The following is a 24,828-nucleotide window of genomic DNA, read 5'->3' as shown; positions in this document are numbered from 1 at the left end:
AGGACAGAAATCCTTTTAACGTCTTACTTGCGATACTAAAGTGGGTAGCCACCAAGCACCACCCTCAGCTATTAAACGACAAAGACCCGTAGTACCTTCCTTACTTTTAGCAAAGCCTTTCCCGGTCCATACCCATTCAGTAATAGTCAAACAGTCGCCGATACCACGCCCCTTTTGTACTGAACTGATAATACCTTTGTCATCGTAAGTAGTAGCAGCAGTAGTGACTAGTTTTGGATTATAAGGGTGACGGTCATTCATTACCCACATACCATCGCCAGTGTTGTAAGCACCTGACCAGCAGTTATGTTGCGCTAGTAATTGATTGCTATTTAGACGTTTAACCTTCCATGGGTTTTTGTTATACAGTTTTGGGCAATCATTGCTTACATCTTTAATCGTGCCTTTCACTATAGCGCTCAATTGCGAAGATTTGAGGCTAAAGCTTTTATTACTATTGGTGTCAGCAACTGGGTTAGGAAGCACTAAGTTTAGCTGCGGGGCATCTACAGCTGCTAACACATTACTATTAAGCTTATTAGGTTTTGGATTAAGCAAGGCGCTTGGCGTTCCTACTCGCCCTTGTACCTCATCAGCTTTTAGCATGACAGCTGTAGCGCCATGATCTGATACTTGCCAGCGTGAGTTACGCACTACCAGCTCAATCTTACTAGATTTAGTAAGAGAGTCTAATAAGGTTTTGACTTGGCTACTAGAAAGAGCTGCATAGCCCGCTCCCAATGATGAGGACGTGGTCTCCCCTAAGTCTTTGCCATTAATAAATAAGGACACCCGATGACGATTACCTAATTCTAGTAGCGCTTTATTAGAGCCGTTTTTGTCACCACCGAGCTTAATCTCGCCCGTTATTTCAGCTTTATTACCTGCTTGACGAGTCAATAATATAGACGCTGGAAAGTCACTAGTGAAATCCGTTTGATAGCCTGCGATACGACAAGTGCGGGTATTATCACAAACTACTTGCCAATCTTGGTTGACTAACTCTACTGGGGTCGCAGCTATGCTTAGGGGGCTAATCATGATAGTGCCGATGGCAGCTAGTAACTTCAGACTAAGGTTACGCCATCTAGTATTAGGGTCGATAGTTAGCATCACTGGCCTCGCAATTAGACTAAATAGGGTCAGCTTATTATAAATGCTGACTTTCTCATAAGATTAGGCACTCATCTTAACTTATCCATGTTTCTATCTGTTATATCTATGTTTCATAATGTAAGTATTTGAGTATCTAAATATTTGAGATAACGAATATTATGCAGATCTCAGCGCTAGTTTCTACTCTATCAACCAATTAAGGCCAATAGAACGATATACCGTCTATTAGCCTCAGGGTGACTGCTGGTTGATAGTTAACTCTAGTGGTTATTTTATGGCTCAATAACCATAACTATCTGATAATAACCATTAAACATAGCTGGTTATTTACTAACCCTAGTTTGTTAATAGCCCTAGTCTATTAGCCACTAGAGTTTAATGATAAACCAAACCTTTGCCTTAGCTAATAGGCTGTAGCTCTAAGTCCACTGCGCGTTTGACCGCGGGACGATCCGCTATGGTTTGCGCCCATCGCTGTAGGTTTTTGTAGTCAGCTACTTGTAGGAATTCAGCGGCATCATAGAGCTTGCCGAGCGCTAACTGACCATACCAAGCCCAAATGATAATATCTGCAATATTATAATCTGACTCATCATCGCCACACATATAAGTGCTAGTTGCTAAATGTTGGTCTAGAACATCTAGCTGACGCTTAGTTTCCATAGTGAAACGGTTGATAGGATATTCCATTGGCTCTGGCGCATAAGTATAAAAATGTCCAAAACCGCCTCCTAAGTAGGGAGCACTACCCATCTGCCACATTAGCCAAGACAAACACTTAGCTCTTGCTGCAGCTTGCTGCTTATCGCTTTGTAGCGGTACAAATCTCTCAAACTTCTCCGCTAAGTACAATAAGATAGAGCCTGATTCAAATAAAGCTATAGGCTGACCTTGCTCATCAGTTACAGAGTGATCGACTAAGGCTGGAATCTTAGAGTTAGGGTTTATAGCGACAAAATCAGAGCCAAACTGATCGCCTGCAGAGATGTCTATTTTATAAGCGTCATAGGCCGCTTGTTTTATACCTAACTCGCTAAGCTCTTCTAATAGAATATTTACTTTAACTCCATTAGGGGTGTTCAATGAGTACAACTGCAACGGCGCATCGCCTACTGGTAGATTTTGCTGATGACGTGATCCGGCAGTCGGACTATTAGTGCTAGCGAACTTGCCACCATTTTCTTTATCATTAGTCCAGACTTTAGCAGGCGTATAAGCAGCCTCTTGAGTGGTACTAGTTTGCTGGTTATCATTACTCATAAAAAATCCTATTATTTGTATCGTTGTTAACTGCTGGGGTTTATTAAGCTGGTTTATTAGCGTTAGCTGTTGGCCTGAGAGTGTATTTATAATGAAAACCAAAGAGAACATATATACCGTAAAAGCTAGCTATCAGCAAAAATCTAAATAATCACTGCCCTACTATAGCGAGTGCTGGACTCCGCAATAAAGTGCGCTGATGTAAGTAATGTAGGTGTTTCTAAACGATAGCCCAGTTGCTCTTTACTAAGCTGTGATTTCATAGTGATACTTAGCACTACAGCAAACCGTTACTTTGCTCATCTTTAATTACTGCAGAGTTATTCTTATACTACAGAATATTTTATAAATTTTTTCTAAATAGACTGCGCGAAAGCTTGTATGCTGCCGCTGCGGTGGTGATATCAATATGGTGACGCTAAGCGCAACACAAAGTAAATACCTGCCCTATGTGTTAGCGGTGGCATTATTTATGCAGATTTTGGATGCAACTATCCTAAATACTGCCTTGCCGCAAATGGCAAAAGCACTAGGTGAGTCACCCTTAAAGATGCAATGGGCAGTCATCAGCTATGCTTTGACTTTGGCGATATTTATTCCTATTAGTGGCTTTTTAGCGGATAAATATGGCACTCGACGAGTATTCTTATCGGCTATTATCGTATTCTGTATTGGCTCTATACTCTGTGCTACTGCCCCTAATTTAGATTTTTTGATTGGTGCACGTATCGTACAAGGTATTGGCGGAGCGATGATGACGCCAGTCGCACGCTTAATACTAGTCAAATCCTACCCTCGTAATAAACTACTAACCGTTATGAACTTTGCGGTTATTCCTGCCTTAATCGCTCCATTAGTCGGTCCCTTGCTTGGCGGCTATATAGTGCAATACGCCAGCTGGCATTGGATATTTTTGATTAATGTGCCGATGGGTGTGGTTGGTTTTATTTTAGGCAAAAAGTTGGTACCAGCCCTATTTGAGGAAACTGAAGGTTTAGACTGGCGTGGCTTTGTGTTATTTGCTTTAGCCGCTTGTGGCCTGACCTTAGCAGTCGAGCTTGGTTCACAAGCTGGACGTGGATTTTATGGGTTGCTATTAGCACTTGGTGCAGGGTTATTCCTAATCGGCTATATATGGCATGCCAAGCGCTACCAGCAGCCATTATTTCCCTTAAGCTTATTCAGCATTCGCACCTTTCGGATTGGTATCGTCGGCAACTTATTTACTCGCTTTGGTATTAGTGCTGTGCCGTTTTTATTACCCTTATTATTACAAGTAGTGTTTAAGTATTCACCTTCGCAGGCAGGGTGGCTATTAGCGCCTATTGCTGTTGGTGCTATCGGGGTTAAGCCCTTTGTCAGTAAGCTTATCCAACGTTATAGCTATCGCAGGGTATTGGTCTACAATACCCTGCTATTAGGCCTGCTAATTATTGTTTTGGCACAGTTTGGTGATGCCTCACAATGGCCTTGGTTCATTCCGGTACTAACATTAATGGGTGCTTGCAACTCTATGCAATTTAGCGCGATGAATACTATCACTATCGGCGATTTACAAGGTCAGCAAATCAGTAGCGGCAATAGTCTTATGGCGGTCAATCAGCAGTTGGCAATCAGTTTCGGTATTGCCAGCGGTGCAGCTCTACTGAGCTTGCTAAGTGAGCGCTTACAACTCGATGTTCTGACGGCTTTTCAGATGACTTATTGGATACTAGGCATCGTAACCATAATCTCGGGGCTGCATTTTTTACGTCTAAAACCTGAAGATGGTCGCGGGCTGTATTAAAGGTCATAAAAAGGCCAATATCAGCGCTAATGCTGATATTGGCCTTTTTTGATTGGATAAGCCTATAGATACGAGCAATTAAATATAGCTAGAGCGGCACTTGCCGCTAATAGAATATAGCGCGCGCCCTTTTGTCTATGGCGTATCGTCATCAATTTGTGACTGAATATAGTTCTGTATCCCGATACTAATAATCAGGTCTTGTTGAGTGTCCAACCAATCATCATATTCTTCATTACCATCTTTAAGCTTGACTAGTAGCTGGCGAGAAACATAATCCTTATGCTCTTCACATAGGCTGACCGCATCAGTAATGATATCGAACTTTTGCTGTTCTAGACGTAAGTTACAGTCGATCATCTCAGCTACATCTTCAGCGATGAACATCTTACCTAAATCCTGTAAATTGGGCAGACCACCTAATAATAATATACGACTAATCAGCTCGTCGGACCATTTCATCTCAGCAATAGACTGCTTATAGAAATTGTCATTTAGGGATTCAAGTCCCCAATGCCGAGCGATACGAGCATGTAAAAAATATTGGTTAATAGCAATCAATGACTGCCCTAACACTTTATTCATTGCACGAATAACTTCTTTATCGCCTCTCATTCTCTCTCTCCTTACTAATTATCACCCAATGACTAGCTATCTTGGTATCTACTAGGCCAGTTATCTATCAAACGTCAACTAAACTAGCTTTGGTGGTACTTCAGCCATTTGGCTCTGTAGATAATTAGGCAGGCCAATCATATCGATAAGACGTAACTGCTGCTCAAGCCAATGAGCATGGTCTTCTTCAGTATCTCTTAGCTGCTCAACTAACATATCACGAGTCACATAGTCGTGCTCTTGTTCACAAATAGCGATACCCTCTTTGAGATGTTGTTGTACTTCATACTCAAGATTAAGATCGAGCTGTAACATTTCAGGAACAGTTTTGCCAATATTAATAGCATTGACACTCATATTTGGCGTGCCGCTAAGCATTAGAATACGACGAATGATGGCTTGGGCGTGCAGGGTTTCGTCTTCCATCTCGTGATGAATACGATCATATAACTTACCATAGTGCCATTCAGCATACATCTCAGAATGGATAAAGTATTGGTCACGAGCCGCTAGCTCTCCCCCTATTAAAAAGTTTAAATAATCAATAACTTTTTGGCTGCCTATCATAACGTTGCTCCCCTGTCATATTATATATCTTAGGACGATATAGTAACACATAGATGCTGTCAGGGGCGTAGCGCTAATGCACTAAGAATAAGATTTCAGTTGGCAATGATAACTAATTCTACATATAGTACTGATTTTACAATGTTAACGAAGTATGCTTTTAGCCATAAAATAACCGCCCAACTCAGGGTGAGTAAAAGGCGGTACAAGCAATACTATTTTTAGCGCTGGTATTTAATACATTTATTTATAGACCTGATTAGCCATAATCAAATCGCATAGGCTAAAATATCGAGCTTAGCGTGGTGCGCTTCTAAATAATCATTCACCATAGGTTCACAGCATCCACAACACGTAGCTACATCAAGCGTGTCTTTTAGACCATCAAGGGTATCAATACCAGAAGCAATGGCTACCTGAACTTGTTTTTCTTTTACGCTATTACAGATACATACGTACATGGACTTTCCCCTACACTATCCTGACTTGTTATTTATTTATATCTCATAATGTTTATAATAACGATAATTATTACTATTTACAATAGCTTTTAACCAATTGAATCAGCATGGTGTTTATGATTGATTATTTAAATGAAATCAACTATCAGCCCACTATAATCAATACTAATTCTAAATCAGTGCCACCATTCGACACCTATTATTAAGATGATGTGTTACTAATATTCCTTTATGTGAGAATAGAAGGTTTTTAGGCGATGAAAGGTAACGATACTTTGATGAATGGTAATAAATGTCCTAAAATTGCGAAACTTAATAATAATTGGCTGCAGAATTTGCTATATTAGTTAGCCTATTAACATTTGCAACTGCTTACACTACCCACTGACTCTCTTTTAGACTCTGAAGTAGTCAATAGATCGTCTATTACCATGATAATTAATGCACATATTTATTAAATATATAGTTGCTAATCCATTAAAAACTTGGCAGTTCAATTATCAATTGGTAGGTTGATTTTTAATGGTTATGGCAACTAAACTGAAACGCATATGCAGGTTGAAAACTACATTTGGAGATGCTCTATGTCTGATGATAACTTTACTGTACAACCAATTGAGTTGACTATACACCCTATTGAGTTGTTTAAAGTGCTATCTGATCCTACTCGTTTGAAACTATTCCAAATCTTATTCCAAAAAGAAGCTCGTTGTGTCGGTGAATTAGTGGAGATGCTTGAACAGCCACAGCCAACGATATCACGACACTTAAACCACCTCAAAAAACTGGGTATCTTAAATGCCGTTCGAGAAGGCACTTGGATGTGGTATGAGATGTCTGATGACTTGCCTCAGTGGTGTCAAGATATATTAGAGACTACTTATCAAGCGTTATCAGAACAAAAAGATATCATGAGTGACCAATAACTATCTATTTGTTGTGATGACAGCTAACAAAAAAGACCTAATAACTTAGGTCTTTTTTTATGGGAATCAGGTTATGCTCGATAGTTTATATTAACAGTTTCTACTAAAGGCCAACATCAGACTATGCCTAAATCACACTATGTCTAAGAAGTCACTGACAAAGGCGTTAGTAGGATTATGAATCAGCTCTTCTGAGGTGCCTACTTGCTCAACACGGCCATGATTCATTACTACGATTTCATCGGACACCGCACGTGCCTCTTCTTGATCATGAGTAACCATAATGCTAGTAATCCCTAGCTCGTGATGAATATTCTTCAGCCAACTACGCAGCTCTTTACGTACTTTGGCATCGAGCGCGCCAAACGGCTCATCCAACAGCAACAGCTTAGGTTTTACGGCTAAGGCACGTGCTAGAGCAATACGCTGACGTTGACCACCAGACAATTGATGTGGATAGGCATTGGCCACTTGCGGCAGTTGTACTAACTCCAACAGCTCCGCTACTCGCTTGTTAATATCTGCCTTATTAGGTCGCTCAGCTTTTGGCAGTAGTGTCAGCCCAAAGGCGACATTATCAGCGATATTTTTATGACGAAATAATGCATAATGCTGAAACATAAAGCCGATATTACGCTTTTGTACTGGGGTATTAGTCACCTCAAGCTCATCGAATAATATCTGTCCAGAGTCGGCGTATTCAAGTCCAGCAATAATACGTAGCAAAGTCGTTTTACCACAGCCTGAAGGACCTAATAGCGTGGTTAGCTTGCCCGTAGGCACAGTGATATTAATGTCGTTTAGCGCATTGAAGTCACCAAAGCTTTTATTCACATTTCTAATTTCAATACTCATGTTTCAATACTCATATCGGTTGCTATTCTTAGGTTTGTTAAGTCATAGTCTTTAGTCATGCCTGCCACTCATTGATACGGGTAGCTCACTAGGCCGTTAACTACTTCTGGGAGTCAGTAGGACTCTTTAAATCAACGGTCGCATTGGCGCTTACTGGTAGCTCAGGCGCACTGACTAAACGCTCAGATTTAGCAAATTTACGATCTTGCAGGTTGGTCATGACTTGCTGAACTAATAGCGTCACTAAGGCTAAGGCTGCCAATATACTGGATAAAGCGAAAGCGGCAGTAAAGTTATAATCATTATAAGCAATCTCTACCAACAGCGGCATAGTGTTAGTCTCACCGCGGATGTGACCGGATACTACACTAACCGCACCAAACTCACCCATAGCTCGCGCATTAGTCAAAATCAACCCATATAACAAGGCCCACTTAATATTAGGCAAAGTAATATGCCAGAATGTCTGCCAACCGCTAGCGCCTAGTGTCAAAGCGGCTTGTTCCTCAGAATCACCTTGAGATTGCATCAAAGGTATTAGCTCACGTGCTACAAAGGGGAAGGTGACGAATAAAGTGGCTAAAATAATCCCAGGCACCGCAAAAATAACTTGGAACCCCATGCCTTCGAGCCAGCCGCCGATAGGAGAGTTAAGACCGAATAGCAAGATAAACATTAGCCCTGCAACTACTGGTGACACTGAAAAGGGTAAATCAAGTAAAGTGGTGACTAGCTGCTTACCTTTAAATTGATAACGAGTGACTAACCAAGCAATTGCCACCCCCATCACCATATTAATCGGTACTACAATAGCCGCAGTAATTAAGGTCAGCTTAATAGCTTGTAAGGCTTCAGGCTCTACAAGAGAAGCAATATACAATGCCCAACCATTTTTAAGCGCTTCGTAGAACACCGCCAGTAGCGGAAAAACCAACATGATAATCATAAATAAGACAGCAATAGTAATAAATAGACGTCTAATCCATGGCGTATCTTTGGTCGCAGGATTGCTTTGATAATCGTAGCTATTGGCTATTTGCATCTTAGCGAGCTCCTACGCGGCGTGACAGTTTCCACTGCACTATATTGATCGTTAATAAGATAACAAAGGAGATCAGCAGCATAAATAACGCTACTGCCGATGCACCTTGAATATCAAATTGCTCAAGCTTACTGATGATAATAATAGGTAAAATCTCAGATTCCATCGGTATATTACCGGCAATAAAAATAACAGAACCGTATTCACCGGTAGCACGCGCAAACATCATACCTGCGCCCATTAATAATGCGGGCAACAGCTCTGGTAATATTACTTTTTGAAAAGTTTCAAAGCGGTTGGCACCTAGTACCGCAGCAGCCTCTTCAAACTCAACTGACAACTCTGCTAGTACCGGCTGTACAGCGCGGACAATGAATGGAAAGCTCACCACAACTAGCGCTAGCCATATCCCTATCGGCGTGAATGCCACTTGAATACCAACTTTATCGAACCATTGACCAATAAGACCATTTGGTGCATAAAGCGTAGCAAGGGAGATACCCGTAACGGCTGTCGGGAGCGCAAAGGGTAGATCCACTAAAGCATTGATTAAAGATTTGCCCCAGAACTCATAACGTACTAATACCCACGCCACTAAAGTACCGAATACCATATTGGTTAACATGGCTAAAAATGACATCCATAAACTCAGCTTAATAGCGGCGGCGACTTGCGGCTGACTAATAGTTGACCAAAAACCCGTCCAACCCATCTGAGTGGTGGTATAAGCCATCATCGCAAAGGGTAATACCACCAATAACGATAAGCTAAACACTGTGATGCCCATGCTCAGCCCAAAACCTGGCAGCACATTGCGTTGGCGCAGACGTGTCAGCCAGCCTCTTTTGTGACTAGGCTTGTTGGCCGAAGATCTAGTTGCACTCATAGTAATGTCCTGTTGCCTATCTGATGGTACTTATTGTCAAGACCATGTCATATCAAGTTTATTATTAGTATGGTTACGGTATAAAGGACATAGCGCGAGTGGCCATGTCCTTTAGGGGGTTTATTCTATTTTTGCAACAATACTGTTTTTAGAATAAGACTATTGACCGGCTGTCTAAAACCTACTGCGGGGCGTTCACCGCTAACTTATCAAACACACCGCCGTCACTAAAGAAAGTACCCATGATCTCATCCCATGAGCCAAAGGTATCATTTGGACGGAAAGTTTCGATTGCTGGCAATTTATCACCGTTTTTATCTAGCACGCTTTTAACACTTGGACGTAAGTAAAGATCAGCAGCTAGTTGCTGAGCTGGCTCGCTCCATAAATAGTCAAGATAAGCTTTTGCGGCAGCAGTAGTGCCTTTTTTATCAGTCACACTGTTAACGATAGCAACTGGGCTCTCTGACTTGATAGAGTACTTAGGATAAATGATGTCTACTTTACCTACGCCAAATTGGGTAGCGGCAAGGTTAGCTTCATTCTCAAAAGTGACTAATACATCGCCAATACCACGTTGGACAAAAGTAGTAGTGGCCGCACGACCACCACTTTCATAAACTTTTACGTTTTTGAGCATGTCTTTAACGTAGCTCTTAGTTTTGGCTTCATCTTTATTAAAAGCATGCAGACCATAACCATAAGCGCCTAAGAAAGCATAGCGACCATTACCAGTTACTTTTGGATTGGCCATTACAATTTCGACACCCGATTGAGTCAAATCTTCCCAGTCCTTGATATTTTTTGGATTGTCTTTACGCACTAAGAATACGATAGTACTAGTAAAAGGCACGGCATTATCAGGAAACTGCCCTTCCCAATCACTAGCTACCAAGCCTTTTTGCTCAAGTAACTCAATATCTGAACCTTGATTCATAGTAGCGACATCTGCTTGTAGTCCATTAGCAACTGATAACGCTTGCTTGCTTGAACCCCCATGAGACTGGTTGACAGTGATGTTTACATCTGGGTTTTCAGCTTTATAGTGTTCGATAAACAGGGGGTTATAGTCTTTATAAAAGTCACGTGCTACATCATAAGAGACGTTTAACAGCTCAATATTTTGAGCGGCGGTTGACGCATCATCAGTCTTGGCAGCCGTATCGACTTTATCGTTATTGCTACAGCCAGCAAGTCCTAGGCTAAGCGCTACACCTACAATACTTAAGGTGCTCAGGGTCTTTTTTTTGTGCTGATAGCTTGCTGTATTAGATGTCATAACGGCCTCAAAGATGTTTGTTAAGTAATGCAGGTATGCTAACAGCGTCAGCTTATTATCTTTAATGATGAATATGCGTATGTTTCTGCCAAAATGGAATATCAAAGTGTCTTTACGCGATACTGAGTGTATAGAGGTACTCAGGTCGTGGTTATTACACTTGTCTATCCCATTGGTAGCACCCTGCTTGGTTAACAAGAGATAAATTGAGACTGATCGTTATTTTTTCGGTTGCACGGCTAGCTTATCAAACAGCGCACCATCTACAAAAAACTTATCCATGATGCTATCCCAATCACCAAAAACTTCAACGGGCTCAAAGGTTTGAATATTTTGTAAGGTACCTGCATGAGCAGCTAAAATCTTTTTATCGCTAGGTCGCAAATACATCTTAGCCATTAATTCTTGAGCAGGTTTATCCCAAAGCGCTTTAAGATAAGTGGTTGCTGCTTCAGTGGAACCTTTTTTGTCAGTCACTGCACTGACCACAGCAACAGGATTATGGATAGTAATTGAGTAGCTAGGATAAATAACCTCGACTTGACCTTTGGCATGCTGCGTTGCTACCAAATGCGCCTCATTTTCAGTAGTGATTAGCACATCACCGAGACCACGCTGAGTAAAGCTAGTAGTTGCTGCACGCGCCCCGTTGTCATAAGTAACCACATTCCCCAACACTTTTTTCATAAAATCGTCGGTCTTTTGCGGTTGATTGACTGGCTCTTTGAATTGATGCAATGCGGCGCCATAAGCTCCCAAAAAGGCATATCTGGCGGTGCCACTAGTCTTAGGATTGGGCATAACGACTTCGACATCCGATCTTGCTAAATCCTGCCAGTCTTTGATCTGCTTTGGATTGCCTTTACGAACCAGAAGTATCATAGTAGTCGTATAAGGGACGGCGTTATCAGGGAAAGCTTCGCGCCAATCGGTCTTGACTAAGCCTTTCTCAACCAGCATGTTCATATCGCTTTCTTGGTTCAAGGTCACTACATCAGCCTGCAAACCATTGGCAACTGATAGTGCCTGCTTGCTGGCGCCACCATGAGACTGCTTGATATCAACAGTACTATCTGGAAATTGAGCTTTATAAGCACTACTAAATAGAGGGTTATATTCCTTATAAAAGTCGCGCGATACATCGTAAGAGACGTTGAGTAAGCTGATATCTTGGTTTTTATCTACCGTAGAACTAGTCTCACTTGCCGCCTTATCGTCTTGTGTAGCTTGGGTCGGGTTACAGCCGGTAACGAGCACTGCCATTGTCAGTGCACCACTCGCCATCAGCGTGCGCGGTAAAATACTGCTCTGATTGGATTTTAAAGATTTATTAGCATGACGTAATACGTTGAGCGCTTTAATAGCAGATTGCATGGTCATTCTCTATAAGGTTAGATTTATGTTGTAAACTCATTGGACTGTTTTTATTAAAATTATTACTAGAGGATAAATTAAAAGATAAAAATACAGCACAAGGCGTAATGACGCTATGAGCCATAGAAGCTATGCTAGCAGTTTGTTCGTATTACTCTTAGTGACAAAAATGCGTATCAATTTATTAACTTGGCATAAGGATACTATTAGATATACTTCATTATTCTAGTTTGTATAGTCGTTATTCAATAAGCTGATAATCTAGCTCTCAGATAGCTTATAATGAAGGTTATGGCATAATAATTGTCTTGAATAAGCTTGCTTAATAGCTGGGTTTAACTACCTTTTCTTAACTACTTTATTTAATGAAGGGATTATAATTATTCACCTTTAGTCAATCAGCATTACAACTGAATTTTATAGCTACCTTCCACTACTTACAGACGCGCTATTCTTACGTTTAGCAGGGCATTTATATGATCAAAACTCTATCGTTACCTTCATTACCTTCCTCAGTGGCTGCGCTGACTTTGGCTGTTACTGCTCTCACTGCATTAAGCGCTTGTAATAGTGTCTCTCCCACTATGCAAAGTACCGCAACCTCGACTATGGTAAAGCCAGCTATTGAGTCTGCTGCGCAAGCTCAAACTACCCTCTCTCCAGCGGTGCAAGTGGCACTCGGTGATTATGTCTCTACAGGCTATGCCCAACGAGCCCAAGGTTACGACTGGATTGCGGTGATGATAAGCGCCAATGGTAGCGAAGCAATCAATATAAAGGTACGTGCCCGTACCGATATTAAGCAGGCGAGCTGTAGCTATGAAGGCCAAGCTACTTTGATGGGTCAGGATAATGCTCATGGCATTATTTTTCAGACTATGGCTAATGACAGCCTGGTTTTTTTGCAGTTTAAAGACGGGCAGCTTACTATTGATAGTGAAGATAAACGGGCACTCAATTACTTCTGCTCAGGGGGCGCTACTTTGGCCGGTGATTATCAAAAGCTTACTGGGAATTTGGCCGTTAGCTAACTTATAGCTAGGCAAATCTATAACCGAAAAAAGGTGTCAAACGTTAAGTCTGACACCTTTTTTATGCTTTAGGCTGTAATAAATTTCGTTAAATTATAACGCAGAAGCCCCTACTAGTTTAACTTCAGTACGTTCCTCACGGGCAATACTGGCATAGTAGCTACGTAAAATATCCAACACTTCAGGGCGGCTGAAGTTATCGGGTACTTCTTCATCTTCTGATAACGCTTTACGCAGTTTGGTTCCTGATACTTTGACATGTTGACTCGCATCATGCGGACAAGTTTTACTTGAGGCCATCGCCCCACAAGCGTTACACCAAAACGTCCAATCTATCTTTAATGGTTGCGTTAATAAATCGTCTTTTTCTAACTTCTCAAAGATGGTTTGCGCATCAAAAGCCCCATAATAATCGCCAACACCAGCATGGTCACGACCAACGATTAGATGACTACAGCCATAGTTTTGGCGAAAGAGCGCATGTAATAAAGCTTCACGTGGCCCAGCATAGCGCATGTCTAGTGGATAGCCGGCTTGGATAACGGTATCCGCTTTAAAATAGTTGTCAATCAAAGCCTTGATCGCCTCTTGACGTACTTCAGCTGGAATATCACCGGGCTTAAGCGCTCCTAACAGTGAATGCACTAATACCCCATCACAAATCTCAATGGCAATCTTAGCTAAATACTCATGCGAGCGATGCATAGGGTTACGAGTTTGGAAGGCTGCAACCGTTTTCCAGCCTTTATCGGTAAGGAGTTGGCGGGTTTGCTCAGGGGTTTTATAGGTTTCAGGGTATAGCGTTGGAAACTCACCCTCGCTCAACACCTCAACTTGACCGGCGATATTAACTTCATTTTGGCTAAGCACTTGCTGTACACCCGGATGCTCACTATCAGTAGTCGTAAAGACTTGCTGGCACTCGCGCAGCTTATCAATAGTATAAGTTTCTTCTACTGTTAACAGCCCCATAATCTCGCCATCCTCTGCCACTAGCGCCACTTTATCGCCGTTGTTCAGAGTATCAGCGATTGTTTTTGGCGCAGACAAGGTAATAGGAATAGGCCAAAACAAGCCAGCATTAGCTCCTGTTTGTAAGCGCATATTATCGACTACACCTTGCCAATCGGCTTGATTCATAAAGCCATTAAGGGGAGTAAAACCGCCAATACCTAGCATGATCAAATCACCACGCTCACGTGAGCTCAGGGTTATCTGTGGCAAAGTGCTGGCCAGTTCTAGCGCTTGAGTGCGAGCATCACCAGTTAATAATAAAGGCTTTAACTCGCTACTGCCATGCGGAGGTACTAGATTAGGATGCTGCACTGAGGTTGATGTTTGCGAATTTTGAGCGGCTGTAGGTTGTGTCATAGTAGTCTTTAGAACCTTAAATTGGATGGCGATTATAATAATAGTAGGGATAGCACTGAAGATAAAACTAACCACAGCACCACTAACACAGCTATTAGGCGACTATAAAAGCTGGCTAGTGATCAATAATGTCTCAGATGATGCTATTGGCTATAGAAGATGTACATAGGCTACCTAATTTTCGTTATGAAAATTTATGCTGTGTTTTACTATAGATATGACTTAAAGGAATTTATAATTTGAGTCGTAAGCTTATATGATGTGAAGCTAAGTTAATTTGACACCCTATTGAAGACGCGCTTATCTAGTTTTTGCTGATGCTGTTTTTTTGTTTCAGCTACTTTTTAATTCAGATACTTTGGATTAGCTACTTTTGAATTAGCTATTTAGCAAATTTTATACCCTTATAAAGCTATTACTGCTAAAGCTTGCATTCATAAACTTATTGTCTGTGAAGCTTGTATCGATTGCACACTGCCTTTTATTCTAAAATTCGAAATTGAGAGTACGTCATGTATCAATATAATTATGCTGATCAAGCTTTGGTTGAGGAACGGGTTGCCCAATTTCGCGACCAGACTCAACGCTTCTTAAAAGGTGAGCTGCCAGAAGAGCAGTTTTTGCCACTGCGTTTGCAGAATGGCCTCTATATTCAGCGCTATGCACCTATGCTGCGTATCGCCATTCCTTATGGTCTGCTTGCCAGCTATCAATTGCGCAAATTAGCAGAAATCACTCGTAAATATGACAAAGGCTATGGCCACTTCACGACTCGTACTAATATCCAGCTTAACTGGCCAAAATTAGAAGATGTACCCGATATTTTAGCTGAGCTTGCGACCGTACAGATGCACGCCATTCAGACTTCTGGCAACTGTATTCGCAATACCACTACGGACCCTTACGCTGGTATTCATCAAGCAGAAATTGCTGATCCCCGTCCTTATTGTGAGATTATCCGTCAGTGGTCAACCTTTCATCCTGAGTTTGCCTTTTTACCCCGCAAGTTTAAGATTGCGGTTATCGGTACTGAGAATGACCGTGCTGCTACCCAAGTTCATGATGTTGGCTTACATGTGAAAACCAATGACGCCGGCGAGATTGGCTTTGAAGTGATAGTTGGCGGTGGTTTGGGTCGTACGCCAGTGATTGGTAAAGTGATCAATGAGTTCTTACCACGTAAGCATCTACTGAGCTATCTAGACGCTATTTTGCGGGTATATAACTTGCACGGTCGCCGTGATAATAAATATAAAGCTCGTATCAAGATATTAGTAGAGAGCATGGGTGGCCGTGAGTTTGCTAAGTTGGTCGATGCTGAATGGCAAGCCCATACTAAAGATGGCGCTTTAACATTGACAGCAGACAACTTCGCCACGGCTAGCAGCTTCTTTAGTGCACCTGATTACGTAGCAATTGATGCGCTACAAGTACAGTCTGAGCTGCAAAAGCTACTGAGTGAAAATAAAGGTTTTAGTAATTGGTACACTCAAAATACAGTCGCTCATAAAATAGGCGGCTATCGTGCGGTAGTGATCTCTCTAAAAGCCGGCTTAGTCGACGGTCGCTATGTGCCCTCCGGCGATGTCAGTGATGCGCAGATGGACGCCTTAGCTGACTTGTCTGACCAATATAGCTTTGGTGAGCTACGTGGCACGTATCAGCAAAATTTGGTATTCGCTGACGTACAAGTTAGTCACTTATATGAGTTATGGCAGCAGTTAGATAAGCTGCATTTAGCCCGCGCTAATATCAATACTTTAACCGATATGATTGTCTGCCCTGGCTGGGATTATTGCTCACTTGCCAATGCTACCACTCACAATATCGCTGAACAAATCGAAAAACAGTTCAATGATCTTGACTACTTATATGACTTAGGTGATATACGTCTCAATATGTCGGGCTGTATGAACGCTTGTGCTCATCACCATGTTGGCGATATAGGTATCTTAGGGGTAGATAAAAAAGGCGAGCACTGGTATCAAATCAGCTTGGGCGGTAATTCTAGCGATGATGCCAAATTAGGTAAAATACTAGGTAAAGCGGTTCCAGCCTCTGACGTCGCTAGCACTCTACAGACTATTTTAGACGTGTATCTTGAGATACGTGCTAATAGTGACAACGAGGTTGAGGGCTTTGGCGAAGTGATTAATCGCGTAGGCATTGCCCCATTTAAGGAGAAGGTCTATGGGTAATCATCACATCTTCAACAGCACTGGGGTCGATATTAGCGGCCAAGATCGCTGGCAAGCGCTAACTACCGCTGATCTGCCTGATGGTATTGCCTTGGCTCACGTGACTTTGCTTGAGTTGCTGCACAAACAAGAAAAACTCGACGTATTAGTACCACTGACTGATTTATTAGATAGCAAAGGTGCGCTGGCAGGCGGTCTACTGCATGAAGTTTACGAGTTGCTAGCTCATCATAGCAGTCGCCTAGGCATTTGGTTGACCTCCAATACGGATGCTGATGCATTAGCTGGATTGAGCGAGTTTTTACTACAGCAGGCCTTGATTGTCATTCACGTACCACTGTTTGCTGATGGCCGTGATTTTAGTTTTGTACAAACTTTGCGCCAACTAGGTTATCAAGGTGAGATTCGCATCGCTGGTGCCTTTGGCCGTGATCAAATTGCTTATCTATTACGAGTCGGAGTCGACAGCTTTGTATTAAGCGAGCATGATTTGAAATCAGATATAAGCCAAGCCTTTACTGCGCTGGCTAGTAGCTATGATGGTCAAAATGCAGCTGCCTTGCCTATGTTCGCTAATGGCTAGATTATTTAGAAACCCTATTTTTATGACTAACTTTGCTATCAACGAGCTACTAATCTTAATAGCATAAATTATTTATAGTAATAACCATTAATTTTAATTTACCCTAAATCAAGGATCATATAATGAGTCAGCTACACCCTAGTCTAGATATCGATCAAGCCAATCAACAGCTACAAGGTAAGTCACCTGAGCAAATCGTCGAATGGGCGCTAAGCCAAGCCAAAAACCCAATTATCACTACCAACTTCCGCCCTTATGAGTCAGCGATTTTGCACTTAGTAGCCAAACAGCGCCCAGACATCACTGTACTATGGGTAGATTCAGGCTATAACACTGACGCGACTTATAAATTTGCTAATAAAGTTATCAGTGACTTAAACCTTAACGTCATCACTTATATTCCTAAGCAAACTTCTGCCCATCGTGACGTCACTATGGAAGGTATTCCTGGTATTGATAATCCACTCCATGACGAGTTCACTGATCAAGTGAAGCTTGAGCCATTTCGCCGTGCGCTTAATGAGCTAAAGCCTGACGTTTGGTTTAACGCCATTCGTAAAGATCAAACCGAATTCCGTCAAGGGCTTGATGTGCTTAGTTTGTCTAAAGATGGGGTGTTAAAAGTTGCACCGCTGTTTGAAAAAACCGACGCCGATCTAGATGTTTACCTTCAAGAAAATGATTTGCCAAACGAGTTTGACTACTTTGATCCTACTAAAGTAGAAGAGCATCGCGAATGTGGTTTGCATACTCAGCTGTAAGTTTTCCCTATTACTGAACGCTAAAAGCCTTTTCATGACGAAAAGGCTTTTTTTATTTAAAATTTATTACTTTAATCGTTTTCCTGCTCTATCGATGTAGAACCACTCCCCATCTTTTTGCACATGAGCCGTGCCATCAGCAAAGGGATAGGCAAAAGGAATATCATCATATATTAGAGGGATTTTAATCTCTCCCTTTATATCAATAAATCCATGTTTGCCTTGGTTATCTTGACCATTATTATAAACAAGCGCTAATCCATTAACAAAAGGGAAAACCACGCTATGATTGAGCTCTTTGACTACCCTATTTGATCTATCAATGATCATAAACTTATTATCATGGTTAACGACTGCTAAAGTACCTGAAAACCAAGTTACGCTATCATACTCGATAGGTATAACGATGTTATTTAACCTATCAATAAATCCAAATTTTTCATTTTTTTCAACTGCCGCCAATCCCTCTTTAAAAGAAATAGTAGAATCATAGTCATAAGGAATAATCAGTTTATTATTAATGTCAATGTAGCCATACTTTCCCTTCATCTCTACGGCAGACAATCCCTCAGAAAAACCAATTAAATCATCGTATATTATTGGAATAATCACTTGTCCCTGTTTATCGACAACCCCTCTTTTGCTATCGACCTCAACCACAGCTAAGCCCTCTTCAAACGGGTAAGTGCTATCGTAGATAAAAGGTATTATTACTTCACCTTTTGTGTCTATATAACCTGATTTTTCGTGGTTATGTATACTGGCTAAACCTTCGACAAAAGCTCCTAATAAATCGTATTCCGGTTTGATTTTTATTACGCCTTTTCGGTTAACGAAGCCATATTTGCTGTTTTTTACAATAGGAGCCAGATCTTCATTAAACGAGCAATATTCGTCAAATTCAACACCTTGCGATAGCTTATACCCTGCGTCTAGTTCACATTCTGCCAGCGCTTGCGTACTGATCAGCGAGCCAAATATCAGCCCAAAAATAGTGCCTGACTTTTTTAAAACCATCAAAACATTGCTAAAGTTCATAGTCACTGCCTTTATTACTCTAATACAATACTTTAATACTAAGATTATGAGCTGTTTTAACTCAGCTTACCTCAGTTAATTGGTGAAAACTTATAACTATTTTCATAAGAACACATCAGTCCGCACTAATAACCACATTAGCCATAGTTTAATGGCACAATAAGTTAAAATAATAAGCTAAAACAATAGTCAGCTATTACTACTAACCACAGCATTAAAAAAGGATTCCTTTATGGCTAGCCAAAACCGCAGTAGTATCTCTAAAATAATGAATAATGACATCTTGCAACATGCCGGCTATTTAGCCGTTGCTAAGACTAGAGCTAAAGTACTAAAAGTGTTCTCAATGGTCATACCTATGCCCCGACCGCTACTATTCGTCGGTGATAAGTCTTGTCACGAGCTGTGTGACATGATTATCAATGAAGGCGGCACTAAGGTATTTATCGTTACTGATGCAGTGCTTAATAAGCTTGGCGTACCGGCAAAAGTTACCGACTATCTGCAAGCTCATAATATTGAGTATGTTATTTATGATGGCATCACCCCTGATCCTACTTTTAAAGTGGTTGAAGATGGTTTACGCCAGTCTAAAAATGCCAATTGCGACGCTGTGCTAGCTATCGGTGGCGGTTCAGTCATTGATGCTGCAAAAATGATTGCTATGAGTCAAGGTAATAACTGTCAGCCAAAACAGCTGATTGGATTATTCAAAGCCCGTAAGCCTTGTATGCCATTGTACTGCATCCCTACGACAGCAGGCACTGGCTCAGAGGCAACTATCGGTGCCGTAGTATCCGACGATAAGACTCATCAAAAAGCCATTTCTATCGATCCAAAAATGGTGCCGTTGGCTGCCGCTATCGATCCAGCTATTATGCAAGGTATGCCACCCCATATCACTGCTGACACTGGTATCGATGTGCTCACTCATGCGTTAGAGGCATGGATGAGTGTTAATGCTGGCGCTGAAACGGACTACTATGCGGCGTCTGCGACTAAAGGGGTGATGGAGTATCTACCAATAGCTTATAAGGATGGTACCAATATAAAAGCTCGCGAAGAGATGGGTATTGCCGCACATTACGGTGGCATTGCTTTTAACAAAGCTGGTTTAGGTTACGTTCATGCTATCGCTCACCAATTAGGCGCACATTACGGTATTCCTCATGGTCGTGCCAATGCTATTGTTTTGCCTTACGTATTAGATCTAAACCGTAAAGCTAGTGAAAAACGCTTGGCAATTCTGGCGAAAAAAATTGGTATCGTTGAGAGTGGCAAGGTAGGTAGTAGTGACGGTGACATAGCGAATAACCTAATCGCTAAGGTTAGAGAGTTACTAGCGACTGTGAACATCGATCCTACAGTCAAAGGCATGCAAACTAGTGATTTCGATAGCATGGCTAAAGCGGCGGCTAAAGAAGTTAGCGATACTTATGCCGTGCCAACTTATATGCCAGCATCGGGTATCAAAGAGATTTTGACTAGAATTAAGCAAGCTAGTGATAAAAAAGAGGCTGAACAAGCTACAGCTTAAATATATCTAAGCTAATTTTTCTTAACCGTTGTGCTTAACCGTTGTGCTGAATCAGAAGGGTATATTACTAGTAGCGTAATATGCCCTTCTTTATGTCGATTAGGGCTGAAAATACATAGGTCTATATGGCGCTCACCCCTTATCTACGCTCGTTTTTTATAGCTTAGCTATTCCCTTTATTATCAAAAATCGCTTTTAATATCCCAATAATGACTATGCTAATGCCAATTCACTAGATGAGCCTATGCCAGCTATGCTCCATAATAGCGATATAAATTAAATCCTATTAAAATGTGAATTTTAAATACTATGAATACCTTTCCGCTGTTTTTTAAATTAGCAGGTCGCAAAGTGCTTATCGTCGGCGGCGGTGATGTGGCACTACGTAAGGCAGATTTGCTCAGCCGTGCAGGTGCTGCTATCACTATCCTTGCGCCTAGCATTTGCCCTGAGTTACAAGCATTACTGAGTAATAATAAAAGGGCGGCAACACAAAGCCATCACCAGTTAATATTTGAAAATTATCACAAGTCTTATATGGTCGGCGCACGTGTCATCATTGCTGGAACCGATGACGAAGCCCTCAATCATCAAGTTCATGCTGATGCCACTGAGCTTAATATTCCGGTCAACGTCGTTGATACCCCGCATTTATGTGATTTTATTTTCCCAGCTATCGTCGATCGCAATCCGATTGTGATTGGTATCTCATCCAACGGCAAAGCACCGGTATTAGCGCGTTTATTACGTGCCAGACTTGAGACTCTAATTCCGCAAGGCTATGGCAAACTGGCTAAGCTGGCTGGAGACTTTCGCGCAGAAGTTAAGACCAAAATTCCTACTCTTACTGGTCGTAGGCAGTTTTGGGAGCGCGCCTTTGAAGGACAAGTTAGTGAGTTGATGTTCGCTGGTAATGAAACCCAAGCCGCAGCGCAACTGCAAGCTGACTTAGACAGTACGGCAGCACAGATCGTTAAAGACAGTTTGCTTAGTAGCAAGGCTATCGATAATAATGATCCTCAACAGTCTGACCAACACTTTGATTCGTCAGCCGAAACAACCAGCTCAAGTAGCGCCCCTTCACGGTTAGAAGGTAATGGTGTTCATCACAGTGACGGTGACAGTCATAACCATACAGCCACTAAAGCTGTGCAGCTAGTGGGTGAAGTCTATATCGTTGGTGCCGGCCCTGGTGATCCAGAGTTATTAACCTTTAAAGCCTTACGTTTAATGCAACAAGCCGATATCGTCTTTTATGATGCTCTCGTGTCTCCGCAAGTATTAGACCTCTGCCGCCGTGATGCTGATAAAGTATTCGTTGGTAAAAAACGTAGCAATCATGCAGTAGCACAGCTTGGTATTAATGAATTGTTAGTCAATGAAGCTAAAAAAGGTCGGCGGGTAGTACGGCTAAAAGGGGGCGATCCCTTTATTTTCGGACGTGGTGGTGAAGAGATTGAGAGCTTACGGGCGCACAATATCCCTTATCAAGTAGTGCCCGGTATCACCGCTGCTAATGCCGCTGCTAGCTATGCTGGCATTCCACTGACTCATCGTGATCATTCGCAGTCAGTACGTTTTGTCACTGGATTCTTAAAAGCGGGCGCGCCTAATAATAATTTTAAAAGCTTTCTTAACACTGATGAGACCGTCGTATTCTATATGGGCCTGCATTCGCTGGCACGGTTGACTGAAGGCTTAATTGAAGCAGGTCGCAGTAGCGATACCCCTATTGCTATCGTCTCTAATGCCAGTATGTCCAATCAGCAAGTGCTAACGGGGACTCTGGCGACAATCAACGAGCTACAAGAGAAAAACCAACTGCCAACCCCAGCATTATTGATCATGGGTGATGTCGTGGCGCTACATCATGACTTAGCTTGGTACAAGCTAAATGAACAGCAGCACGACCCTAGTGATACTGCTGATAATTGGCTACGTGAAGGCACGGCTGCTACTCCAAAGGATGAATTGCTAGCTAACCACCCTGCACGCCAGCAAGCCCATGCCCTCTCAATGGTGGCTAATCTTGCTGATCAAAAACAAGCTGATAGTTTAGAGCAGTTAATTATTAATTAGCTTACTCATGAAACCCAGTTATAAAAAACCACCTCCGTCGTTAAGCGGATGTGGTTTTTTATTATCTTGCTAATTGCCAGTTCCATGTTAGAGTCTGAGGTTAACTTCAATATCAAAGGCTCTATAGTTATGAAAAAAATAATGGTTGTGCTGCTTACTCTCACATTCGCTACTTCAGCCTTTGCTACTAGCGGACGTACTAACTCCTCTGGCTGTCACAATTCGAAAACACAAGGTTATCATTGCCACTAAAACAGGTTGCCCATAAATAAGTTTATATCTAAATTTTAAAAAAGAACTATTGCGCTTTTGCACGATAGTTCTTTTTATTATGAATAACAGCTCTTTTCGTTATTAAGGAAGCTTACTAAATATAAGCTTAGTCATATTATGATTCTTACTATAGCCTAGCAAGCCCAGCAAATCCCGCTAATTCTTGCTAGAATAAAGCCTTTATATTAACTTTAATAATAGCCCTCTTATGCCCTCACTTGCCACTGCCATCTCGTCATCTTCAACTACTGACTGCAAACCCTTAACCGTGCTGCACACCTCGGACTGGCATTTGGGGCGTAGATTGTATGGGCGTATGCGTTATGAAGAATTTGAAGCGTTTTTAACTTGGCTGCAACAGACTATCAGTGCGCAGCAAGTAGACGTCTTGATCGTTGCTGGTGACATCTTTGACACTATGACGCCTAGTAACAAAGCGCAAGCGCTGTACTATGAGTTTTTAGGTAAAGTCTCAACCTTATGCTGCCAGCATATCGTTATAGTTGCTGGCAATCATGATTCGCCGACTTTCTTGGATGCGCCAAGCAAGGTATTGAAGTTTTTAAACGTCCATGTCATCGGCACAGCTTGTGAGGACTTGCATCAAGAAGTGCTGCTGCTAGAAGACCATCATGGCGACCCACTTTGCATCATCGCTGCTGTGCCTTATTTACGCGACCGTGATGTGCGTGGTAGTAAGCCTGGTGAGTCAGCTGACAGCAAAGACGCTAATGTCATCGCTGGTATCCGTGCCCATTACGATGAAGTGGCTAGTATCGCTAAAGCTTGCCAACAGCAGTTAATTGATACTTATAAGCGCCACATTCCTATTATTGCCACAGGACATCTATTTGCCGCTGGCAGTAAGACCACCGAAGATGATGGCGTGCGTGACCTTTATGTGGGTAATCTAGGTAAGATCTCTGCTGAGATGTTCGATAATTGCTTTGATTATGTCGCCCTTGGTCATCTCCATGTGCCGCAACGAGTCGGTGGCTGTGAGCATATTCGCTATTCAGGCTCACCCATTGCGATGGGTTTTGGCGAAGCTCGCCAGCAAAAACAAGTTTTATTAGTACAGTTTGGTGACGTGAAAAACCTTGTTACTGATGAAGATTTAGTTGCAAAAGCAGGTCATAACGTTGTTAAAAATACTATTAAACTTACGGAAAAAAAGATCAAAAAAGTCATTAATAACTCTACGGCCCTGATGGACGATTTATTTGGCTTCGAAGAAACAGAGGATGTTAACAGTAGTGAGAGCATAGCTAAAGAGCTACATAGTAATCGAGCAGAAGAAAATTCTGTTTCGCTTACTAACCCTGCTAATAGTAAAACTCTGCATTTTAACGATGGTAATAAGATGCAAATTATCACGCTACCTATTCCCTGCTTTCAAAAGTTAGCGCAAGTCTCCGGTGACCTGCAAACTATTGCCACAACTATTAAAGCTATGACTCAGTTACAACCGATTTGGCTAGAGATTATTTATACTGGCGATGAGATCGTCAGCGAGCTGCGTGAAGAAGTACAAGCGATGGTAGAGGGCTTAGCGTTCGAGGTGTTAAAAATCAAAAACACTCGTACTTATAATAAAGTGCTTAACCAAGAGCAAACCTCAGAGGCCTTGCAAGATCTTAATGAACTTGAAGTGTTTGAGCGTTGTCTAACTACCCATGAGGTGGCTGAAACTCAGAAAGACTCATTACGGGATGCTTATCAGCAAATACTGCATAATATTTATCATGCTGACAGTCGGGCGGAATAATCAACCATAAAGCCTTTGATAC

At 41.8% G+C, this 24,828-nt stretch carries 22 protein-coding genes; 10 read left to right on the top strand and 12 right to left on the bottom strand.

Features of this window, described 5'->3' with window-relative positions:
- Nucleotides 1-15: 15 nt before the first annotated feature.
- Together KPY62_RS00730 and yghU are read right to left on the bottom strand one after the other, a co-directional pair.
- Nucleotides 16-1,113, bottom strand: coding sequence for a DUF1176 domain-containing protein (locus tag KPY62_RS00730; protein WP_216580385.1), 1,098 nt, complete (start codon nt 1,111-1,113; stop codon nt 16-18).
- A gap of 402 nt (nt 1,114-1,515) precedes the next feature.
- Nucleotides 1,516-2,376, bottom strand: coding sequence for a glutathione-dependent disulfide-bond oxidoreductase (gene yghU / locus KPY62_RS00725; RefSeq protein ID WP_216580384.1), 861 nt, complete (start codon nt 2,374-2,376; stop codon nt 1,516-1,518).
- A gap of 409 nt (nt 2,377-2,785) precedes the next feature.
- Between yghU and KPY62_RS00720 the strand changes: the two genes are divergently transcribed.
- Nucleotides 2,786-4,162: a DHA2 family efflux MFS transporter permease subunit gene (locus tag KPY62_RS00720; protein WP_216580383.1), complete on the top strand. Its 1,377-nt coding sequence runs from the start codon at nt 2,786-2,788 to the stop codon at nt 4,160-4,162.
- Nucleotides 4,163-4,297: 135 nt separating this feature from the next.
- Here the strand turns inward: KPY62_RS00720 and bfr (KPY62_RS00715) are convergent, their stop codons facing one another.
- From bfr (KPY62_RS00715) to KPY62_RS00705, 3 genes are all read right to left on the bottom strand, one after another.
- The gene (bfr, locus tag KPY62_RS00715) at nt 4,298-4,777 is read right to left on the bottom strand and encodes a bacterioferritin (RefSeq protein WP_216580382.1); all 480 of its coding nucleotides are present in this window, start codon (nt 4,775-4,777) and stop codon (nt 4,298-4,300) included.
- A 78-nt stretch (nt 4,778-4,855) separates the two neighbouring features.
- Entirely contained in the window at nt 4,856-5,344 is a 489-nt protein-coding gene (bfr, locus tag KPY62_RS00710) for a bacterioferritin (RefSeq protein WP_216580381.1), read from the bottom strand.
- A 269-nt stretch (nt 5,345-5,613) separates the two neighbouring features.
- Nucleotides 5,614-5,805, bottom strand: a complete 192-nt coding sequence (locus KPY62_RS00705) for a (2Fe-2S)-binding protein (RefSeq protein ID WP_216580380.1) — start codon at nt 5,803-5,805, stop codon at nt 5,614-5,616.
- 584 nt (nt 5,806-6,389) lie between these two features.
- On the opposite strand from KPY62_RS00705, the gene KPY62_RS00700 reads away from it, so the two are divergent.
- Nucleotides 6,390-6,731, top strand: a complete 342-nt coding sequence (locus tag KPY62_RS00700) for an ArsR/SmtB family transcription factor (protein ID WP_216580379.1) — start codon at nt 6,390-6,392, stop codon at nt 6,729-6,731.
- Nucleotides 6,732-6,863: 132 nt separating this feature from the next.
- Here the strand turns inward: KPY62_RS00700 and KPY62_RS00695 are convergent, their stop codons facing one another.
- The 5 genes from KPY62_RS00695 to KPY62_RS00675 form a co-directional block, all read right to left on the bottom strand.
- The gene (locus KPY62_RS00695) at nt 6,864-7,586 is read right to left on the bottom strand and encodes a sulfate/molybdate ABC transporter ATP-binding protein (protein WP_201622002.1); all 723 of its coding nucleotides are present in this window, start codon (nt 7,584-7,586) and stop codon (nt 6,864-6,866) included.
- 100 nt (nt 7,587-7,686) lie between these two features.
- Entirely contained in the window at nt 7,687-8,628 is a 942-nt protein-coding gene (gene cysW, locus KPY62_RS00690; RefSeq protein WP_216580378.1) for a sulfate ABC transporter permease subunit CysW, read from the bottom strand.
- Nucleotide 8,629: 1 nt separating this feature from the next.
- On the bottom strand, nt 8,630-9,514 hold the full coding sequence (cysT, locus tag KPY62_RS00685) for a sulfate ABC transporter permease subunit CysT (RefSeq protein WP_201622004.1): 885 nt from the start codon (nt 9,512-9,514) through the stop codon (nt 8,630-8,632).
- 181 nt (nt 9,515-9,695) lie between these two features.
- Nucleotides 9,696-10,793 (bottom strand): sulfate ABC transporter substrate-binding protein, encoded by a 1,098-nt coding sequence (locus KPY62_RS00680; RefSeq protein ID WP_216580377.1) that lies wholly within the window; start codon nt 10,791-10,793, stop codon nt 9,696-9,698.
- Nucleotides 10,794-11,012: 219 nt separating this feature from the next.
- Nucleotides 11,013-12,167, bottom strand: a complete 1,155-nt coding sequence (locus KPY62_RS00675) for a sulfate ABC transporter substrate-binding protein (protein WP_216580376.1) — start codon at nt 12,165-12,167, stop codon at nt 11,013-11,015.
- 476 nt (nt 12,168-12,643) lie between these two features.
- Here KPY62_RS00675 and KPY62_RS00670 point away from each other — a divergent pair, with 476 nt between their 5' ends.
- The gene (locus tag KPY62_RS00670; RefSeq protein WP_216580375.1) at nt 12,644-13,198 is read left to right on the top strand and encodes a hypothetical protein; all 555 of its coding nucleotides are present in this window, start codon (nt 12,644-12,646) and stop codon (nt 13,196-13,198) included.
- 93 nt (nt 13,199-13,291) lie between these two features.
- On the opposite strand, the gene sat is transcribed toward KPY62_RS00670, so the two are convergent.
- Entirely contained in the window at nt 13,292-14,569 is a 1,278-nt protein-coding gene (gene sat / locus KPY62_RS00665) for a sulfate adenylyltransferase (RefSeq protein WP_216580374.1), read from the bottom strand.
- A 512-nt stretch (nt 14,570-15,081) separates the two neighbouring features.
- Here sat and KPY62_RS00660 point away from each other — a divergent pair.
- From KPY62_RS00660 to KPY62_RS00650, 3 genes are all read left to right on the top strand, one after another.
- Nucleotides 15,082-16,767 (top strand): nitrite/sulfite reductase, encoded by a 1,686-nt coding sequence (locus KPY62_RS00660; RefSeq protein WP_216580373.1) that lies wholly within the window; start codon nt 15,082-15,084, stop codon nt 16,765-16,767.
- Complete coding sequence (locus tag KPY62_RS00655; protein ID WP_216580372.1) at nt 16,760-17,350, top strand: DUF934 domain-containing protein; 591 nt, start codon at nt 16,760-16,762, stop codon at nt 17,348-17,350. The genes KPY62_RS00660 and KPY62_RS00655 overlap by 8 nt, the downstream gene beginning before the upstream one ends.
- Before the next feature lie 122 nt (nt 17,351-17,472).
- Nucleotides 17,473-18,111 (top strand): phosphoadenosine phosphosulfate reductase family protein, encoded by a 639-nt coding sequence (locus tag KPY62_RS00650; protein WP_216580371.1) that lies wholly within the window; start codon nt 17,473-17,475, stop codon nt 18,109-18,111.
- 66 nt (nt 18,112-18,177) lie between these two features.
- Here the strand turns inward: KPY62_RS00650 and KPY62_RS00645 are convergent, their stop codons facing one another.
- Complete coding sequence (locus KPY62_RS00645; protein ID WP_216580370.1) at nt 18,178-19,149, bottom strand: WG repeat-containing protein; 972 nt, start codon at nt 19,147-19,149, stop codon at nt 18,178-18,180.
- 232 nt (nt 19,150-19,381) lie between these two features.
- Between KPY62_RS00645 and KPY62_RS00640 the strand changes: the two genes are divergently transcribed.
- From KPY62_RS00640 to KPY62_RS00625, 4 genes are all read left to right on the top strand, one after another.
- Nucleotides 19,382-20,686: an iron-containing alcohol dehydrogenase gene (locus KPY62_RS00640; RefSeq protein WP_216580369.1), complete on the top strand. Its 1,305-nt coding sequence runs from the start codon at nt 19,382-19,384 to the stop codon at nt 20,684-20,686.
- 309 nt (nt 20,687-20,995) lie between these two features.
- Nucleotides 20,996-22,765 carry a uroporphyrinogen-III C-methyltransferase gene (cobA, locus tag KPY62_RS00635; RefSeq protein WP_216580368.1) on the top strand — a complete coding sequence of 590 codons (1,770 nt, stop codon included), beginning with the start codon at nt 20,996-20,998 and terminating at the stop codon, nt 22,763-22,765.
- Between the two features lie 48 nt (nt 22,766-22,813).
- Entirely contained in the window at nt 22,814-23,017 is a 204-nt protein-coding gene (locus KPY62_RS13945) for a YHYH domain-containing protein (protein WP_324033678.1), read from the top strand.
- Between the two features lie 229 nt (nt 23,018-23,246).
- Nucleotides 23,247-24,806 (top strand): exonuclease SbcCD subunit D C-terminal domain-containing protein, encoded by a 1,560-nt coding sequence (locus KPY62_RS00625; protein ID WP_216580367.1) that lies wholly within the window; start codon nt 23,247-23,249, stop codon nt 24,804-24,806.
- Nucleotides 24,807-24,828 lie beyond the last annotated feature (22 nt).

It is taken from the genome of Psychrobacter sp. TAE2020 (assembly GCF_018919485.1).
Classification (GTDB): Bacteria; Pseudomonadota; Gammaproteobacteria; order Pseudomonadales; family Moraxellaceae; genus Psychrobacter.
This window is presented reverse-complemented; position numbering and strand designations above follow the sequence as displayed.

Bases quoted from the DNA above. Each gene is read 5' to 3' on its own strand.
- KPY62_RS00670 (WP_216580375.1), top strand. From the start codon at position 12,644: ATGATCAAAACTCTATCGTTACCTTCATTACCTTCCTCAGTGGCTGCG.
- yghU (WP_216580384.1), bottom strand. From the start codon at position 2,376: ATGAGTAATGATAACCAGCAAACTAGTACCACTCAAGAGGCTGCTTAT.
- KPY62_RS00705 (WP_216580380.1), bottom strand. From the start codon at position 5,805: ATGTACGTATGTATCTGTAATAGCGTAAAAGAAAAACAAGTTCAGGTA.
- KPY62_RS00645 (WP_216580370.1), bottom strand. From the start codon at position 19,149: ATGAACTTTAGCAATGTTTTGATGGTTTTAAAAAAGTCAGGCACTATT.
- cysW (WP_216580378.1), bottom strand. From the start codon at position 8,628: ATGCAAATAGCCAATAGCTACGATTATCAAAGCAATCCTGCGACCAAA.
- KPY62_RS00680 (WP_216580377.1), bottom strand. From the start codon at position 10,793: ATGACATCTAATACAGCAAGCTATCAGCACAAAAAAAAGACCCTGAGC.
- KPY62_RS00660 (WP_216580373.1), top strand. From the start codon at position 15,082: ATGTATCAATATAATTATGCTGATCAAGCTTTGGTTGAGGAACGGGTT.
- KPY62_RS00675 (WP_216580376.1), bottom strand. From the start codon at position 12,167: ATGCAATCTGCTATTAAAGCGCTCAACGTATTACGTCATGCTAATAAA.
- KPY62_RS13945 (WP_324033678.1), top strand. From the start codon at position 22,814: ATGTGGTTTTTTATTATCTTGCTAATTGCCAGTTCCATGTTAGAGTCT.
- KPY62_RS00625 (WP_216580367.1), top strand. From the start codon at position 23,247: ATGCCCTCACTTGCCACTGCCATCTCGTCATCTTCAACTACTGACTGC.
- KPY62_RS00730 (WP_216580385.1), bottom strand. From the start codon at position 1,113: ATGCTAACTATCGACCCTAATACTAGATGGCGTAACCTTAGTCTGAAG.
- bfr (WP_216580381.1), bottom strand. From the start codon at position 5,344: ATGATAGGCAGCCAAAAAGTTATTGATTATTTAAACTTTTTAATAGGG.
- KPY62_RS00695 (WP_201622002.1), bottom strand. From the start codon at position 7,586: ATGAGTATTGAAATTAGAAATGTGAATAAAAGCTTTGGTGACTTCAAT.
- KPY62_RS00720 (WP_216580383.1), top strand. From the start codon at position 2,786: ATGGTGACGCTAAGCGCAACACAAAGTAAATACCTGCCCTATGTGTTA.
- sat (WP_216580374.1), bottom strand. From the start codon at position 14,569: ATGACACAACCTACAGCCGCTCAAAATTCGCAAACATCAACCTCAGTG.
- KPY62_RS00650 (WP_216580371.1), top strand. From the start codon at position 17,473: ATGAGTCAGCTACACCCTAGTCTAGATATCGATCAAGCCAATCAACAG.
- KPY62_RS00640 (WP_216580369.1), top strand. From the start codon at position 19,382: ATGGCTAGCCAAAACCGCAGTAGTATCTCTAAAATAATGAATAATGAC.
- bfr (WP_216580382.1), bottom strand. From the start codon at position 4,777: ATGAGAGGCGATAAAGAAGTTATTCGTGCAATGAATAAAGTGTTAGGG.
- KPY62_RS00655 (WP_216580372.1), top strand. From the start codon at position 16,760: ATGGGTAATCATCACATCTTCAACAGCACTGGGGTCGATATTAGCGGC.
- cobA (WP_216580368.1), top strand. From the start codon at position 20,996: ATGAATACCTTTCCGCTGTTTTTTAAATTAGCAGGTCGCAAAGTGCTT.
- KPY62_RS00700 (WP_216580379.1), top strand. From the start codon at position 6,390: ATGTCTGATGATAACTTTACTGTACAACCAATTGAGTTGACTATACAC.
- cysT (WP_201622004.1), bottom strand. From the start codon at position 9,514: ATGAGTGCAACTAGATCTTCGGCCAACAAGCCTAGTCACAAAAGAGGC.